Source organism: Kitasatospora sp. LaBMicrA B282 (assembly GCF_050325825.1).
Lineage (GTDB): Bacteria > Actinomycetota > Actinomycetes > Streptomycetales > Streptomycetaceae > Kitasatospora.
The window spans coordinates 1-16,493 of the sequence record NZ_JBNQTI010000114.1; the positions used below are offsets into that span (position 1 = coordinate 1).

Sequence of the window (16,493 nt, forward strand, 5' to 3'; positions counted from 1 at the left end):
CCCGCCGAGCGCGGCCCGGCGGCGAAGCGCCCGCCGGCCAAGCGCCCGATCGCCCGCAGCGCCCCGGTCAAGGGCCGCCGCCCGGCCCCGCCGCGCCGGCTGAAGCTGGCCGACCCGCGCCGCCGGCTGCGGGTGGTGCTGATCTCGCTGGCCGTGGTCTTCTCGCTGTTCGCCGCCCGGCTGGTGCAGATCCAGCTGCTGGACGCCGGCACCCTGGCGGCCGACGCCAGCGTCTACCGCTACGTGGACGTGACGCTGCCCGCCACCCGCGGCTCGATAACGTCGGCCGACGGCGTCGCCCTGGCCACCACGGTGGACGCCTACGACATCACCGCCGACGCCACCATGTTCGCCCCCGACCAGCTGCACGTCCCCGACGGGCCCGAGCAGGCCGCCGCCCTGCTGGCCCCGATCCTCGACGTCCCGGCCGACAAGCTGGCCGCCAAGCTGCACTCGAAGAACCGCGGGCTGACCCTGGCCCCCCGGCAGAGCCCGCAGGTCCGCAACCAGATCCTGGACCTCAAGGCCTCGCTGGCGAAGAAGGTCGACACCAGGACCTGCCGGGCCGAGAAGGCGGCGATCGGCAAGCCGGCCGCCCAGGGCGGGCGCAGCAGCATCGAGGAGAGCTGCGCCAACCCCCTGGAGGGCGTCTTCTCCGCGGCGACCACCGCCCGGGTCTACCCGGCCGACGGGTTGGCGGCCAACCTGGTGGGCTTCGTCAACTCCTCCGGCGTCGGGGCCGGCGGCCTGGAGCTGCAGTACCAGAAGCTGCTGGCCGGCCAGGACGGCCACCGCACCTCGGCGGTCTCCGGCAACCAGCCGATCCCGACCGGCAGCGGCACCACCGAGAAGGACCCGGCCCCCGGCAGCGACGTCCGGCTCACCATCAACCGGGACATCCAGTGGGCGGCCCAGCGCGCGATCACCGACCAGGTGACCGCGGCCGGCGCCGAGAAGGGCTACGTGATCGTCCAGGACGTGCAGACCGGGCAGATCCTGGCGATGGCCACCTCGCCCGGCTTCGACCCGAACGACCTGAGCACCGCCACCCCCGACGAGCTGGGCAACCCGGCGCTGCAGGACGTGTACGAGCCGGGCAGCACCGCCAAGCTGATGACCATGGCCGCCGCGCTGGACACCGGCAAGGCCGCCTGGGACACCCACGTCACGGTGCCCGGCACGCTGACCCGGGCCGGCCAGGTGTTCCACGACGACGTCCCGCACGACACCTGGTACCTGACCGTGAACGGGGTGCTGGCCAAGTCCTCCAACATCGGCACCATCGAGATCGCCGAGGGCCTGGGCGCCGGCCAGCAGCAGTCCGACCAGATCCTCGGCGGCTACCTGCAGAAGTTCGGCATCGGCCAGCCCAGCGGCCTCGGCTTCCCCGGCGAGTCCCGCGGCATCCTGGCCGACCCGAACGGCTGGAAGGGCACCCAGCAGTACACCATCCCGTTCGGCCAGGGCCTGTCGGTCAACGCGCTGCAGGCCACCTCGGTGTACTCCACCATCGCCGACGGTGGGGTGCGGGTGGCGCCCTCGCTGGTGGCCGGCACCACCGGACCGGACGGCCACTACACCCCGGCCCCGGCCGGGGCGCGGACCCAGGTGGTCAAGCCGGAGACCGCGAAGACGCTGGCCCAGATGCTGGAGTCGGTGGTCACCGACGACCAGGGCACCGGCAACGCGGCCCAGATCCCCGGCTACCGGGTGGCCGGCAAGACCGGGACCGCCAACCGGGTGGACCCCCTGACCGGCAAGTACAACGGCTACACCGCCTCGTTCATCGGCTTCGCGCCGGCCGACGCACCCCGGATCACCGTCTCCTGCACCATCCAGGACCCGGTCAACGGCCACTTCGGCGGCCCGCTCTGCGGTCCGGTCTTCAAGCAGGTGATGGAGTTCGCGCTGAAGACCCTCCAGGTGCCGCCGAGCGGCAGCCAGGCGCCCAACCTGCCCGTCGACTGGAAGCCCTGAACCATGACCCAAGCTGTGAACCCTGTCACACCCGAGGGCCCGCAGGACCGCCCGCCCCGGGGGAGTGCGCCGGGCTCGCTTGGCTTCCACCGCCCCGAGGCCGATAGCCTGCCCGCCGTGCCGAAATCAGACCAAACCCGTGTGAGCCCGCCCCGCCCCCGCGAGGTGGCGCCCGTCCCGCTCGCCGAGATCGCCGAACTGCTGGGGATCGCGGCGGTCGAGGGCGCCGCGGTCACGGGCATCACCCACGACTCGCGCGCGGTCCGACCGGGCGACCTCTACGTGGCCTTCGCCGGGGCCAACCACCACGGCGCCGCCTTCGCGCGCCAGGCCGCGGCCGACGGAGCCGTCGCCGTGTTGACCGATCCGGCCGGCGCCGAGCAGGCGGCCGGCCTGGCGGTGCCGCTGCTGGTGGTGGCCAGCCCGCGCGCCTTCATGGGGGCGCTGGCCGCCCGGATCTACGGGGACCCCGCGCAGGCGCTGCTGACCATCGGCATCACCGGGACCAACGGCAAGACCACCACCTCCTACCTGGTGGAGGGCGGGCTGGCCGGCGCCGGGAAGACCCCCGGGGTGATCGGCACCGTCGAGATGCGGGTCGGCACCGAGCGGATCAAGAGCGAGCGCACCACGCCGGAGGCCACCGAGCTGCACGCGATCCTCGCGGTGATGCGCGAGCGCGGTGCCGACGCGGTGGTGATGGAGGTCTCCAGCCACGCGCTGGTCTTCGGCCGGGCCGACGGGGTCGGCTACGACGTGGCGGTCTTCAACAACCTGACCCCCGAGCACCTCGACTTCCACCCGGACATGGAGGACTACTTCCGGGCCAAGGCGCGGCTCTTCGAGGCCGGGCGCAGCAGGGCCGGCGTGGTCAACCTGGACGACGCGTACGGCCGCCGGCTGGCCGCCGAGGCGCAGATCCCGGTCACCGGCTACTCCGCCACCGGGGCGCCCGACGCCGACTGGCGCGCGGTGGACGTGCAGCTGGGCCCGATCGGCTCGACCTTCACCGTGCTCGGCCCGCAGGGGCAGCGCGCGGACGCCGCCGTCCCGCTGCCCGGCCCGTTCAACGTGGCCAACGCGCTGGCCGCGATCACCGCGCTGGTCACCGCGGGCCTGCCGCTGGCCGCGGCGGTGGCCGGGGTGGCCGCGGTGCCGGGCGTGCCCGGGCGGCTGGAGCGGGTGGACGCCGGGCAGGACTTCGTCGCCGTGGTGGACTACGCGCACAAGCCGGACGCGCTGCAGGCCGTCCTCGCCTCGCTGCGCGAGGTCACCAAGGGCCGGCTGCACGTGGTGGTCGGCTGCGGCGGCGACCGCGACCCGTTCAAGCGCGGCCCGATGGGCGCCATCGCCGCGCGGCTGGCCGACACCGCCGTGCTGACCAGCGACAACCCCCGCTCCGAGGACGGCCTGGCGATCCTGGCCAGCATGCTCGGCGGCGCCGTGGAGGTGCCGGAGGCCGAGCGCGGCGAGGTCCTGGTGGTGCCGGACCGGGCCGCGGCGATCGCCGCCGCGGTGGCCCGGGCGCACGCCGGCGACACCGTGCTGGTCGCCGGCAAGGGCCACGAGCTGGGCCAGTACGTCAAGGGCGAGGTGCGCCCGTTCGACGACCGGGAGGCGCTGCGCGAGGCCGTCGCGCGCTCCCTCCCCGAGGCTCCGGCCGGGCAGCACCCGGCCGGGGACCGTTCCGGTGAACGAGGAGTGGAGCAGCCGTGATCGCACTGACCCTGGCCGAGGTGGCCGCCGCGACCGGTGGCGAACTGGTCGACGGGGCCGACCCGCAGACCCTGGTGACCGGCCAACTGGCGGTCGACTCCCGCAAGGTGGTGCCCGGCGGCCTGTTCGCCGCCTTCCGCGGCGAGCACGTGGACGGTCACGACTACGCGCGGCGCGCGGTCGAGGCCGGCGCGGTGGCGGTGCTCGCCGAGCGCCCGGTGGGGGTGCCCGCGCTGCTGGTCGGCGACGTCCAGGTGGCGATGGGCCGGCTCGCCCAGGCGGTGGCCGAGCGGGCCGGCGCCGCGGTGGTGGCGCTGACCGGCTCGGCCGGCAAGACCAGCACCAAGGACCTGATCGCGCAGGTGCTGGCCAAGCTCGGCCCGACGGTGGCCACCGAGGGCTCGCTCAACAACGAACTGGGCTTCCCGATCACCGCCACCCGGGTCGAGGCGGACACCCGCCACCTGGTGCTGGAGATGGGCGCCCGGCACAAGGGCGACATCGCCTACCTGTGCTCGCTGGCCCGCCCGACGATCGGCCTGGTGCTCAACGTGGGCAGCGCCCACCTGGGCGAGTTCGGCTCCAAGGAGGGCATCGCCGAGGCCAAGGGCGAGATCGTCGAGGCGCTGGCCGAGGACGGCACCGCGATCCTGAACGCCGACGACCCGCTGGTGCGCGCGATGGCTCCGCGCACCCGGGCCAAGGTGGTCACCTTCGGCGAGAGCGCGGGCGCGGACGTTCGCGCACAGGACGTTCGCCTGGACGCCACCGGCCGTCCATCGTTCACGCTGATCACCCCGGCCGGTTCCGCACCCGTCCAACTGCGCCTGTACGGTGAGCACCACGTCTCGAACGCCCTCGCCGCCGCAGCGGTGGCGGTGGAGCTCGGACTGTCCGTCGACGACACCGCCGCCGCCCTGGGCGAGGCGGGTGCGCTGTCCCGCTGGCGCATGGAGGTCGTCGACCGGGCCGACGGGGTCACCGTCGTGAACGACGCGTACAACGCGAACCCGGAGTCGATGCGGGCCGCGCTGCGCGCGCTGGCCACGATGGGGGGCCGCGGCCCGGAGCGCCGCCGCACCTGGGCGGTGCTCGGCGAGATGCGGGAGCTCGGCGAGGAGAGCCTGGCCGAGCACGACGCCATCGGGCGGCTCGCGGTCCGGTTCGACGTCACCAAGCTGGTGGCGGTGGGCGGACGCGACGCGGCCTGCATGGAACTGGGCGCGAGGAACGAAGGTTCGTGGGGTGAGGAGTCGGTGCTGGTGTCCGACGCGGACGCGGCAGTCGAGCTGCTGCGCGGTCAACTGCGGCCAGGGGACGTGGTGCTGGTGAAGGCCAGTCGCTCGGTGGGCCTGGAGAAGGTGGCCGAGGCCCTGTTGGCGGACGTGCCCGCCACTGCCGCTGGGGCTGCCCGGTGAAGCAGATCCTCTTCTCCGGCATGATCGGCCTGGTGCTGTCGCTCTTCGGCACCCCGGCACTGATCAAGCTGCTGGCCAAGCAGGGCTACGGCCAGTACATCCGGGACGACGGTCCCAAGGCGCACCACAGCAAGAAGGGCACGCCCACCATGGGCGGCATCGCCTTCATCCTGGCGACCCTGATCGCCTACGCACTGACCAAGGTGATAACGGGCGAACAGCCGCGCGCCTCGGGCCTGCTGGTGCTCTTCCTGATGACGGGCCTGGGCCTGGTCGGCTTCCTGGACGACTACATCAAGGTGGTCAAGCGCCGCTCGCTGGGCCTGCGGGCCAAGGCGAAGCTGCTCGGACAGTCCTTCGTGGCGCTGGCCTTCGCGATCCTGTCGCTGCAGTTCCACGACCCGCGCGGGATCACCCCGGCCTCCACCAGCCTCTCCTTCATCCAGGACTTCAGCTGGTCGGTCGGCCCGGTGCTGTTCGTGATGTGGGCGTATTTCATGATCGCCGGCATGTCCAACGGCGTGAACCTGACGGACGGCCTGGACGGCCTGGCCACCGGCGCCTCGGTGATGGTCTTCGGTGCGTACACCTTCATCGGCGTCTGGCAGTACAACCAGAGCTGCTCCCGGATGATCACCGCGACGGCCAACTGCTTCGAGGTCCGCGACCCGCTCGACCTCGCGGTGGTCGCCGCGGCGCTGATGGGCTCCTGCTTCGGCTTCCTGTGGTGGAACACCTCGCCGGCCAAGATCTTCATGGGTGACACCGGGTCGCTGGCCCTCGGCGGCGCGCTGGCCGGTCTGGCCATCTGCTCGCGCACCGAGCTGCTGCTGCCGCTGCTCGGCGGTCTGTTCGTGATCATCACCCTGTCGGTGATGATCCAGGTCGCCTCGTTCCGGCTCACCGGCAAGCGCGTCTTCAAGATGGCACCGCTGCAGCACCACTTCGAGCTCAAGGGCTGGGGCGAGGTGCTGATCGTGGTCCGGTTCTGGATCATCCAGGGCCTGTGCGTGGCCGTCGGCCTCGGCATCTTCTACGCGGGATGGGTGACCCAGTGAGCACGCGACCCACGCCGTGGTGCCCGGCCGAGCCGCCGCCCTGGGCGGAGCTCTCGGTCACCGTGGCGGGTCTCGGGGTCTCCGGGATCAGCGCCGCCCGGGTGCTGCACCGGCTGGGCGCCGAGGTCACCGTGGTGGACGGCGGCGACAGCCCGGTGCTGCGCGACCGGGCCGCCGAGCTGACCGGCATCACGGTCCGGCTCGGCGACGGCGACACCCTGCCCGAGGGCACCCGACTGGTCGTCACCTCGCCCGGCTGGCCGCCGAGCAGCCCGCTGTTCGCCGCCGCCGACGCGGCCGGGGTGCCGATCTGGGGCGACGTCGAGATGGCCTGGTGGCTGCGCCGGCCGCTGCCCGGCACCGACGAGCCGGCCCCCTGGCTGGCCGTCACCGGCACCAACGGCAAGACCACCACGGTGCAGATGCTGGCCTCGATCCTGACCGCGGCCGGCAAGCACACGGCCGCCGTGGGCAACGTCGGCGTCTCGGTGCTGGACGCGGTGCTGACCGGCTTCGACGAGGCCTCCGTCGAGCGGGGCGAGCAGCCCTACGACGTGCTCGCCGTCGAGCTCTCCAGCTACCAGCTGCACTGGGCGCCGAGCCTGCGCCCGCACTCGGCCGCGGTGCTCAACCTGGCCCCCGACCACCTGGACTGGCACGGCTCGATGGAGGCCTACGCGGCCGACAAGGGCCGGATCTACCAGGGCAACCAGGTGGCCTGCGTCTACAACCTGGCCGACCCGGCCACCGAGGACCTGGTCCGCGAGGCCGACGTCGAGGAGGGCTGCCGGGCGATCGGTTTCGGCCTCGGCGCCCCCGCGCTGTCCAACCTCGGGGTGGTGGACGGCCTGCTGGTGGACCGCGCCTTCGTGGCCGACCGGGCCAAGAGCGCGGCCGAGCTCGGCTCGGTGCAGGACGTCCAGCCGCCGGCCCCGCACAACATCGCCAACGCCCTGGCCGCCGCCGCCCTGGCCCGCGCCTACGGGGTGGACGCCAAGGCGGTGCGCGACGGGCTGCGGGCCTTCCGCCCCGACGCGCACCGGATCTCCTTCGTCGCCGAGGTGGCCGGGGTGTCCTACGTGGACGACTCCAAGGCCACCAACACCCACGCGGCGGCCGCCTCGCTGGCGGCCTGTCAGCCGATCGTGTGGATCGCCGGCGGCCTGGCCAAGGGCGCCGAGTTCGACGACCTGGTGCGCGGCGCGGCGGGCCGGCTGCGGGCCGCGGTGCTGATCGGTGCGGACCGGGCGCTGCTGCGCGAGGCGCTGCGGCGACACGCCCCGGATGTGCCGGTGTTCGAGCCGGCCGAGGGCCAGACTGGCGCGGTGGCGATGGCGGAAGTGGTCCGGGTGGCCGCCGGTCTCGCCCGATCGGGCGATACCGTACTGCTCGCCCCGGCCTGCGCCTCGATGGACATGTTCACCAACTACGGCGAGCGGGGCGACCTGTTCGCCGAGGCGGTGCGGGGTCTGACGCAGTAACACGAGCGAGAAGCGGGGAAGGGGCGGCGCGTGGCGGCTCAGGGCAGGACCGACACCGCCGCCCCGCCCGAGCGCGGCCCCGCCCTGATCTCGGCCACCAGCACGGTCTTCAAGGCCGAGGGCCTGACCGGGCGGCTGCGGGCGCTGCGGGGGCGGCTGCGCTGGTTCCTGAACCGGCCGCTGACCCCGTACTACCTGATCCTCGGGTCGAGCTCGCTGCTGCTGGTGCTCGGCCTGATCATGGTCTTCTCCTCCTCCAACATCACCGCGATCCACCAGGGCCTGCCCGGGCTGTTCTACTTCCGCAAGCAACTGGTCGCGGTGCTGCTCGGCGCGGTGCTGCTGGTGGCCGCGGCCCGGGTGCCGGTGGCGGTGCACCGGGTGCTGGCCTACCCGGTGCTGCTCGGCGCGATCGGGGCGATGGTGCTGGTCGCCATCCCCGGGGTCGGGATGACCGTCAACGGCAACCGGAACTGGCTCAACTTCGGCTTCTTCCAGGTGCAGCCCTCGGAGTTCGCCAAGCTGGCGCTGCTGCTCTGGGCGGCCGACCTGCTGGCCCGCAAGCAGAAGGCGGGCACCCTGACCCAGTGGAAGCACCTGCTGGTGCCGCTGGTGCCGGGCGCCCTGGTGCTGCTGCTGCTGATCATGCTCGGCGGCGACATGGGGACCTCGATGATCCTGGTCGCCATGGTCTTCGCGCTGCTCTGGATGGTCGGCGCACCGCTGCGGCTGTTCGTCGCCACCCTGGGCATCGCGGTGGTCGCCTGCACCGCGCTGATCATCACCGTCCCGCACCGGCTGGACCGGCTGGCCTGCATCGGCACCACCAAGCCGGTGCCGGGCCACGACTGCTTCCAGGCGCTGCACGGCCTCTACGCCTTCGGCCTGGGCGGACCGTTCGGGACCGGACTGGGCGCCGGCTACGAGAAGTGGGGCCAGCTGCCGGAGGCGCACACCGACTTCATCTTCGCCGCGACCGGCGAGGAACTGGGTCTGGTGGGGACGCTGTCGGTGATCGGTCTCTTTGCGGCACTAGGGTATGCGGGTATCCGAGTGGCCATCGGCACGAAGGACTCCTTCGTCAGGTATGCCGCGGGAGCCGCCACCACGTGGATCATGGCCCAGGCCATGATCAACCTGGGGTCGGCCCTGGGACTGCTGCCCATCGCGGGCGTACCCCTCCCGCTGTTCTCCTACGGCGGGTCCGCCATGCTGTCGGCCATGACCGCCCTCGGGATGCTGCTCTGTTTCGCCCGCAGCGTCCCGGGAGCGAAGGCGGCACTGGCCGCTCGGAGCTCGAAGTCCCGGTTCAGGACAGGTCTGCGCCGGGTGCTGCCACGACGAACCACAGCGCGCCCGGCCGCCCGGCCGCCGCGCAGGGAGCGGTGATTTTCGGTGCATGTCGTACTCGCCGGCGGGGGTACCGCCGGACACATCGAGCCGGCCATGGCGCTTGCGGACGCGCTGCGGCGGCATGACCCGAGCATCGGCATCACGGCGCTCGGCACCGAGCGCGGCCTGGAGACCCGGCTGGTGCCCGAGCGCGGCTACCAGCTGGAGCTGATCCCGGCGGTGCCGCTGCCGCGCAAGCCGACCCCCGAGCTGATCACGGTGCCGGGCCGGCTGCGCGGCACCGTGCGGGCCGCCCAGGACATCATCGAACGGGTCAAGGCCGACGCGGTGGTCGGCTTCGGCGGCTACGTGGCGATGCCCGCCTACCTGGCCGCCAAGCGCGCCGGGGTGCCGATCGTGGTGCACGAGGCCAACGCCCGCCCCGGCCTGGCCAACAAGATCGGGGCCCGCTACAGCGACTTCGTCGCGGTCTCCACCCCGGACAGCAAGCTGCGCGACTCGCGCTACATCGGCATCCCGCTGCGCCGCACCATCGCCACCCTGGACCGCAACGCGGTGCGCCCCGAGGCCCGCCACTACTTCGGCCTCGATCAGCGGCTGCCCACCCTGCTGGTCTCCGGCGGCTCGCAGGGCGCGCGCCGGCTGAACGAGACCGTCCAGGCGATCGCGCCGCGGCTGCAGCAGTACGGCGTGCAGGTGCTGCACGCGGTCGGCCCGAAGAACGAGCTGCCGCAGATCGACGACATCCCGGGCATGCCGCCCTACCGCGCGCTGCCCTACCTGGACCGGATGGACCTGGCCTACGCCGCCGCCGACCTGATGCTCTGCCGGGCCGGCGCGATGACGGTGGCCGAGCTGGCCGCGGTCGGGCTGCCGGCCTGCTTCGTCCCGCTGCCGATCGGCAACGGCGAGCAGCGGCTGAACGCCCAGCCGATGGTCAAGGCCGGCGGCGGCCTGCTGGTGGACGACGCCGAGCTGAACCCGGACTGGGTGCTGCGCAACGTGCTGCCGGTGCTCACCGACCCGCAGAAGCTCTGGGACATGAGCCGGGCGGCCGCCGAGTTCGGCCGCCGGGACGCCGACGACCTGCTGGTCGGCATGGTCTACGAGGCGATCGAGGCGGCCCGCGGCGGTCGGCGACGTGGCTGACCGGCCCTCCGCACCACCGCGCGCCGAGCGCGACCCGTCGCCCGGTCCGGGCGACGGGTCCGCCCGGGACCCGGGCCCGGCCGCGGAGGACGAGGACGAGGAGGAGGCGCCGCCGCTGCGACTGTCGCGGCGCGGCGTCCTGGTGCTCGGCGGGCTCGGTGCGGCGGTGCTGGGCCTGGTGGCCTGGATCGTCTTCTTCTCCTCGGTGCTGGACGTGCGGACGGTCTCGATCCAGGACGCGCAGTACGACCAGCAGACGGTGGACGCGGTGCGTGCCGCGATAGGACCGGTCCAGCACGGCCCGCTGGCCCGGGTGGACCTGGACGCGGTGCAGCACCGGGTGGAGGCGATCCCGCGGGTGGCGCGGGCCGAGGTCTGGCGGGGCTGGCCGCACACCCTTCAGGTGAAGGTGATCGAGCGTCAACCGGTCGCAGCTGTCAAGGGAGCGGACGGAAAGTTCACCCAGATGGATGCTTCGGGGGTGAGTTTCGCCACCGATCCCACCCCGCCGGCTGGTATTCCGGTCGTCGAACTGCAGCTCAGCCAGCCGGCGCAGGACGCGTTGCCGGCGCTGCCGCAGAGCGCGCTGGTCGCGGCGGCGGTCCGGGTGGCGGCCTCGCTGCCGCCCGAAGTCGCCAAGCAGGCCCCTTCGTTGTTGGTTCGTTCGTATGACGACATCGAACTGCGGCTGGCCGCCGGGGCCACCGTGCGGTGGGGGAGTTCGGACCAGACGGACCGCAAGGCCACCGTGCTGCGGGCACTGCTGCGGCAGAAGGCCGCGGTCTACGACGTCAGTGCGCCGGACGCCCCGGCGATCTCCGGGTGACCTCGGATCCGGTAGGTTCTAGGTCCGGGGGGCTTGACCGCACACTTCGCCGCTATTGACGATCCGTCGGTGATTCCCCGACCCTGGGTGCTCCACCCCGGTGCCTGACACCGGACAGTGATCACATAAGGTCAAAAGAAAAAAGGGAAGCTCGGCGTGTTCATTGAACACGGACCCGCCCGGCGCTTAGTGTCCTGTGTCACCAGGCTGTGCTCCAGGGTGACCTGAACCGTCTTCACGATCTGACACGGGCGCAGTATGAACCCTCAACGTCAAGTTTAGGGTTCGGGTCGGCGGTCGGCATTTCGGACAGACAGTCAGGAACCGGGCTCCCCAACCCATCGACATCCGTCGGCACGCTGGCTCGGACACCGTCAGAGCCAGGTCGCCGACCCGGACATCCGAGGCGAGAGGCCTTCGACGTGGCAGCACCGCAGAACTACCTCGCAGTCATCAAGGTCGTCGGCATCGGCGGCGGCGGTGTCAACGCCATCAACCGGATGATCGAGGTCGGGCTCAAGGGCGTCGAGTTCATCGCGATCAACACCGATGCGCAGGCCCTGCTGATGAGCGACGCCGACGTCAAGCTCGACGTCGGCCGCGAGCTGACCCGCGGGCTGGGCGCCGGCGCCAACCCCGAGGTCGGCCGGAAGGCCGCCGAGGACCACCGCGAGGAGATCGAGGAGGTCCTCAAGGGGGCCGACATGGTCTTCGTCACGGCCGGCGAGGGCGGCGGCACCGGCACCGGCGGCGCGCCGGTGGTGGCCAACATCGCCCGCTCGCTCGGCGCACTGACCATCGGCGTGGTCACCCGCCCGTTCACCTTCGAGGGCCGGCGCCGGGCCAACCAGGCCGAGGACGGCATTGCCGCGCTGCGCGAGGAGGTGGACACCCTCATCGTGATTCCGAACGACCGGCTGCTGTCCATCTCCGACCGTCAGGTCAGCGTGCTGGACGCGTTCCGCTCGGCGGACCAGGTGCTGCTCTCCGGTGTCCAGGGCATCACCGACCTGATCACCACCCCGGGTCTGATCAACCTCGACTTCGCCGACGTCAAGTCGGTCATGTCGGACGCCGGCTCGGCGCTGATGGGCATCGGTTCGGCCCGCGGCGAGGACCGGGCCAAGGCGGCGGCCGTGATGGCGATCTCCTCCCCGCTGCTGGAGGCCTCGATCGACGGCGCCCGCGGCGTGCTGCTCTCCATCTCCGGCGGCTCCGACCTCGGCCTGTTCGAGATCAACGAGTCCGCCCAGCTGGTCAGCGAGGCGGCGCACCCCGAGGCGAACATCATCTTCGGCGCGGTGATCGACGACGCGCTCGGCGACGAGGTGCGGGTCACCGTGATCGCGGCCGGCTTCGACGGCGGGCAGCCGCCGACCATCATGCGCGAGCCGGTGGTCAAGTCCACCGCCCCGTCGTCCGCCGCCCCCACCGAGCGGCTCGCCTCCCGGCCCTACGGCCAGATGGGCTCGGTGACCGGTCGCGCCGAGGAGGGCGCGGGCTCCGCTCCGGCCACGGCGAAGGCCGAGACCGCGGTGGCCCCGCCGGTGCCGCCGCAGGTGCAGCCGTCCCGGGCGCCGTACGTGGAGAGTCCGGCCGAGGAGCTGGACGTTCCCGACTTCCTCAAGTAATTCACCGGAATTCCCGGCCCGGCCGCTTTCCGCGGTAGCTTTCCCGGGCGCGGGGGACCAGGATTTCCGCAGGGCTCGATGCCCACCCCGGCCACCGGCCTGGGTGGGCATCGCCGTGTGTGGCGACAGCGTGTGATAGGCAGTGGATATGACGAACCAGCAGCTCTCCGGGGTCCCGGCCGCCGATCGCCTGGCCGAGCTCCGGGCCGGGCTCGCGGCGGTGGAGCACCGGATCGAGGCCGCCTGCGCGGCCGCCGGCCGACCCCGCTCCGCGGTGACCCTGGTCGTGGTGACCAAGACCTACCCCGCCTCCGACACCCGGCTGCTGGCCTCGCTCGGGGTGCGGCAAGTGGCCGAAAACCGTGACCAGGACGCCTCCCCGAAAGCCGCCCAATGTGCGGATCTTCCGCTGACCTGGCACTTCGTCGGGCAGTTGCAGACGAACAAGGTGCGCTCGGTGCTCCGGTACGCACACCACGTTCACTCGGTCGACCGGGAACGGCTGGTCACCGCGTTGAGCGAGGGGGTGCTGAAGGCGGAGCGGCCGCCGCTGGGGTGCCTGGTGCAGGTGGCGCTCGAGAAGGAGGGCGCGCAGCACCCGGACCTCGGTGCGGGCCGGGCCGGGGTCGCGCCGGAGGAGGTGGCCGCGCTCGCGGACAAGATCGCCGAGGCCCCCGGGCTGCGCCTGGACGGGGTGATGACGGTGGCACCGCTGGCGGGCCCGCTGGCCGGTGATCCGGCGGCGGCCTTCGAGCGGTTGTGGGAAATCTCAACCGCCGTACGCGCGGCCCATCCGGCTGCAACCATGGTCTCGGCGGGAATGAGTGGCGACCTGGAGCAGGCGATCGCAGCCGGGGCGACACATGTACGCGTCGGTACGGCGGTGCTCGGTGCGCGGTCGCGGCTCGGGTAACGTCACCGGGTAGTAGATCAGACTGCAGGACAAATCAGGACAATGCTCCTACTTGTCCTGCTGATGCCAACCAATCGTGGATCGTATGTCCGCGGCCACGCGCACGGACTGACGGATCATCGGCACACGGTAGCCGATGTCTGACGGGATGTGAGCGGACCGCGGGTCCGGAAACCCACCGTACTCGACGCGGCCGGGTTTTGCGGGGCCCGGCCGGTGACGAAGCCGATCCACCACAGAGCGGAGGACAGGAGCATGGCCGGCGCAATGCGCAAGATGGCGGTCTACCTCGGCCTCGTGGAGGACGAGACGTACGACGGCCAGGGTTACGACCCGGACGACGACTACGACACGGACCCCGAGCCGATCCGGACCGGGCGGACCGAGGACCTGCCGCGCCCCGCGGCGGCCGCGGCCCCACCCGCCCAGGTCGCCTCGATCGCCCCCCAGCCGGTGCCGGCCGCGGTGCCGATCCGGCAGGACCCGCCGCGGATGGCACCAGTGTCGTCCATCACACCCGAACGCCGTCAGAACCTGGAGAAGAGTGCCCCGGTGATCATGCCCAAGGTCGTGAACGAGCGGGAGCCCTACCGCATCACCACGCTGCACCCGCGGACCTACAACGAGGCCCGTACCATCGGGGAACAGTTCCGCGGCGGGACTCCGGTGATCATGAATCTGACCGAGATGGACGACACCGACGCCAAGCGCCTCGTAGACTTCGCGGCTGGACTCGTCTTCGGTCTGCACGGCAGTATCGAGCGCGTGACGCAGAAGGTGTTCCTGCTGTCTCCTGCTAACGTCGATGTCACGGCGGAGGACAAGGCTCGGATCGCCGAGGGTGGGTTCTTCAACCAGAGCTGACCCGGCCACGACACCATGTGTGGATCTGTTGGACAGCGAGTGACCCAGTAGTAACACCAGCAGCAGTCGGACCGAGCAGCAGTCGGAAGACCGGGAGAGGGATACCCAGATGGGGATCGTGGGGGCAGTGCTCTACTACGCACTCACCGTCTTCCTGGTCATCCTGCTGTTCCGCCTGGTCATGGACTGGGTCTTCCAGTTCGCCCGCTCGTGGCGGCCCGGCAAGGCCATGGTGGTGGTCCTGGAGGCCACGTACACTGTCACGGATCCGCCACTCAAGCTTCTTCGGCGGTTCATTCCGCCGTTGCGTCTCGGGGGCGTGGCGCTCGACCTGTCCTTCTTCGTACTGCTGATCATTGTGTATTTCCTGATCTGGCTCGTGCAGCAGCTGCCGTGATGAGCGATGCGGCGGGATGCCAGTGTGCCGACGATCACGTTGAGGTGAAGAGATGCCGTTGACCCCCGAGGACGTTCGGAACAAGCAGTTCACGACCGTCCGCCTGCGCGAAGGCTATGACGAGGACGAGGTCGACGCCTTCCTCGACGAGGTCGAAGCCGAACTCACCCGGCTTCTGCGCGAGAACGAGGACCTGCGGGCCAAGCTGGCCGCGGCGACCCGGGCCGCTGCGCAGAACCAGGCGAACATGCGCAAGGAGCAGCCGCAGGACGCGCCGCGACCCGGTGGTCCGGTGCCGGCGGCCATATCCGGCCCCCCGGTCCCCGGTCAGCAGGGCCCCGGTCCGCAGCAGCAGCCCCCGCAGCAGCAGATGGGCGGTCAGCCGCTCGGCCTGCCGCCGGGTGCGCCGCAGCTGCCGGCCGGCCAGGGCGCTCCGATGCAGGGGCAGATCCCGGGTCAGCAGATGCAGCCCATGCAGCAGGGCATGCCGCCGCAGCAGCAGATGGGCACCATGGGCGGCCAGCAGCAGCTGGTCCAGCCGATGGGCGGCCAGATGATGCAGCCGATGGGCGGCCCGATGCAGCAGGGCATGCCGCCGCAGCAGCAGATGGGCACCATGGGCGGCCAGCAGCAGCTCGCCCCGATGGGTGGCCAGCAGCAGCTCGCGCCGATGGGCGGCCCGCTCGGCCAGCCGCTCGGTGCGCCGCAGCTCGGTGGCCCGATGGGCCAGCCCCAGCAGGGCCCCGGCGGCGACAGCGCGGCCCGCGTGCTCGCGCTCGCCCAGCAGACCGCCGACCAGGCGATCTCCGAGGCCCGTTCCGAGGCCAACAAGATCGTCGGCGAGGCGCGCAGCCGCGCCGAGGGCCTGGAGCGGGACGCCCGCGCCAAGGCCGACGCGCTGGAGCGGGACGCGCAGGAGAAGCACCGCGTGGCGATGGGCTCGCTGGAGTCGGCCCGCGCCACCCTGGAGCGCAAGGTCGAGGACCTGCGTGCCTTCGAGCGCGAGTACCGCACCCGCCTGAAGTCCTACCTGGAGACCCAGCTGCGCCAGCTGGAGTCGCAGGCCGACGACTCGCTCGCCCCGCCGCGGATCCCCGCCACCGCCTCGCTGCCGCCGGCCGCGTCGTCGATGGCCTCCGCCGGTGCCCCCTCGTTCGGCAGCGGTGCCCCGTCCTTCGGCGGCAACCCGTCCTTCGGCGGGAACCAGTCCTTCGGTGGCAACAGCGGTGCCCCGTCCTTCGGTGGTCAGCCCGGCGCCGGCGCGCCGCAGATGGCACCGGCCGGGATGACCCAGCCGATGGCCGCGGTCCGCCCGCAGCCGCCGCAGCCCATGCAGCCGATGCAGCAGGCGCCGGCCCCGATGCGCGGCTTCCTGATCGACGAGGACGGCGACAACTAGTCCCGTCACCCCCGAGGGCGGGTACCCCGGGCTCCTGCGCTGAGCCCGGTGTGCCCGCCCTCGGCGTTTCCGCTTCCCGACGGTGGCGCCTTGTCGCCGGCGCCCTTTCGTCGGTGCCCTTTCGTGGGCGCCTTTCGCCGGTGCCCTTTCCTCGGTGCCGGGGGAGCGATTTTCGGACAGTTTCGGCAGGCACGACGAAGGCGCCCGACCGCTCGGCGGTCGGGCGCCTTCGTGCGGTGGGGGGGGGCCCCCTTTTTTTTGTTCCCCCCCCCCCCCCCCCTCTCCCCCTTCAGCCCCCCCCCGCTCCCCCC

At 72.2% G+C, this 16,493-nt stretch carries 13 protein-coding genes; all 13 read left to right on the forward strand.

The genetic code is table 11. The features are described from left to right. The coding region (locus tag ACQRUO_RS26760; RefSeq protein WP_428318628.1) for a peptidoglycan D,D-transpeptidase FtsI family protein at positions 1-1,977 on the forward strand (1,977 nt) is incomplete at its 5' end. A gap of 3 nt (positions 1,978-1,980) precedes the next feature. Then, the gene (locus tag ACQRUO_RS26765; protein WP_428318629.1) at positions 1,981-3,693 is read left to right on the forward strand and encodes a UDP-N-acetylmuramoyl-L-alanyl-D-glutamate--2,6-diaminopimelate ligase; all 1,713 of its coding nucleotides are present in this window, start codon (positions 1,981-1,983) and stop codon (positions 3,691-3,693) included. Continuing rightward, positions 3,690-5,111, forward strand: coding sequence for a UDP-N-acetylmuramoyl-tripeptide--D-alanyl-D-alanine ligase (locus tag ACQRUO_RS26770; protein ID WP_428318630.1), 1,422 nt, complete (start codon positions 3,690-3,692; stop codon positions 5,109-5,111). The genes ACQRUO_RS26765 and ACQRUO_RS26770 overlap by 4 nt, the downstream gene beginning before the upstream one ends. Continuing rightward, complete coding sequence (gene mraY, locus ACQRUO_RS26775; RefSeq protein WP_428318631.1) at positions 5,108-6,169, forward strand: phospho-N-acetylmuramoyl-pentapeptide-transferase; 1,062 nt, start codon at positions 5,108-5,110, stop codon at positions 6,167-6,169. The genes ACQRUO_RS26770 and mraY overlap by 4 nt, the downstream gene beginning before the upstream one ends. Further along, positions 6,166-7,650 carry a UDP-N-acetylmuramoyl-L-alanine--D-glutamate ligase gene (murD, locus tag ACQRUO_RS26780; protein WP_428318632.1) on the forward strand — a complete coding sequence of 495 codons (1,485 nt, stop codon included), beginning with the start codon at positions 6,166-6,168 and terminating at the stop codon, positions 7,648-7,650. The genes mraY and murD overlap by 4 nt, the downstream gene beginning before the upstream one ends. A gap of 30 nt (positions 7,651-7,680) precedes the next feature. Beyond that, positions 7,681-9,039 (forward strand): putative lipid II flippase FtsW, encoded by a 1,359-nt coding sequence (ftsW, locus tag ACQRUO_RS26785; RefSeq protein ID WP_428318633.1) that lies wholly within the window; start codon positions 7,681-7,683, stop codon positions 9,037-9,039. A gap of 6 nt (positions 9,040-9,045) precedes the next feature. After that, entirely contained in the window at positions 9,046-10,152 is a 1,107-nt protein-coding gene (gene murG / locus ACQRUO_RS26790) for an undecaprenyldiphospho-muramoylpentapeptide beta-N-acetylglucosaminyltransferase (RefSeq protein ID WP_428318634.1), read from the forward strand. Further along, a complete protein-coding gene (locus ACQRUO_RS26795) occupies positions 10,145-10,978 on the forward strand; it encodes a cell division protein FtsQ/DivIB (protein ID WP_428318635.1) in 834 nt (277 codons plus the stop codon). The genes murG and ACQRUO_RS26795 overlap by 8 nt, the downstream gene beginning before the upstream one ends. A 422-nt stretch (positions 10,979-11,400) precedes the next feature. Then, complete coding sequence (gene ftsZ / locus ACQRUO_RS26800; protein ID WP_428318636.1) at positions 11,401-12,609, forward strand: cell division protein FtsZ; 1,209 nt, start codon at positions 11,401-11,403, stop codon at positions 12,607-12,609. A 148-nt stretch (positions 12,610-12,757) separates the two neighbouring features. Continuing rightward, positions 12,758-13,522 carry a YggS family pyridoxal phosphate-dependent enzyme gene (locus ACQRUO_RS26805; RefSeq protein ID WP_428318637.1) on the forward strand — a complete coding sequence of 255 codons (765 nt, stop codon included), beginning with the start codon at positions 12,758-12,760 and terminating at the stop codon, positions 13,520-13,522. 255 nt (positions 13,523-13,777) lie between these two features. Further along, positions 13,778-14,386, forward strand: a complete 609-nt coding sequence (locus tag ACQRUO_RS26810) for a cell division protein SepF (protein WP_428318648.1) — start codon at positions 13,778-13,780, stop codon at positions 14,384-14,386. 109 nt (positions 14,387-14,495) lie between these two features. Beyond that, on the forward strand, positions 14,496-14,783 hold the full coding sequence (locus tag ACQRUO_RS26815) for a YggT family protein (RefSeq protein ID WP_266301002.1): 288 nt from the start codon (positions 14,496-14,498) through the stop codon (positions 14,781-14,783). 52 nt (positions 14,784-14,835) lie between these two features. Beyond that, positions 14,836-16,182 carry a DivIVA domain-containing protein gene (locus tag ACQRUO_RS26820; RefSeq protein ID WP_428318638.1) on the forward strand — a complete coding sequence of 449 codons (1,347 nt, stop codon included), beginning with the start codon at positions 14,836-14,838 and terminating at the stop codon, positions 16,180-16,182. Positions 16,183-16,493 lie beyond the last annotated feature (311 nt).

Bases quoted from the DNA above. Each gene is read 5' to 3' on its own strand.
- ACQRUO_RS26765 (WP_428318629.1), top strand. From the start codon at position 1,981: ATGACCCAAGCTGTGAACCCTGTCACACCCGAGGGCCCGCAGGACCGC.
- ACQRUO_RS26815 (WP_266301002.1), top strand. From the start codon at position 14,496: ATGGGGATCGTGGGGGCAGTGCTCTACTACGCACTCACCGTCTTCCTG.
- ACQRUO_RS26805 (WP_428318637.1), top strand. From the start codon at position 12,758: ATGACGAACCAGCAGCTCTCCGGGGTCCCGGCCGCCGATCGCCTGGCC.
- ACQRUO_RS26810 (WP_428318648.1), top strand. From the start codon at position 13,778: ATGGCCGGCGCAATGCGCAAGATGGCGGTCTACCTCGGCCTCGTGGAG.
- ACQRUO_RS26820 (WP_428318638.1), top strand. From the start codon at position 14,836: ATGCCGTTGACCCCCGAGGACGTTCGGAACAAGCAGTTCACGACCGTC.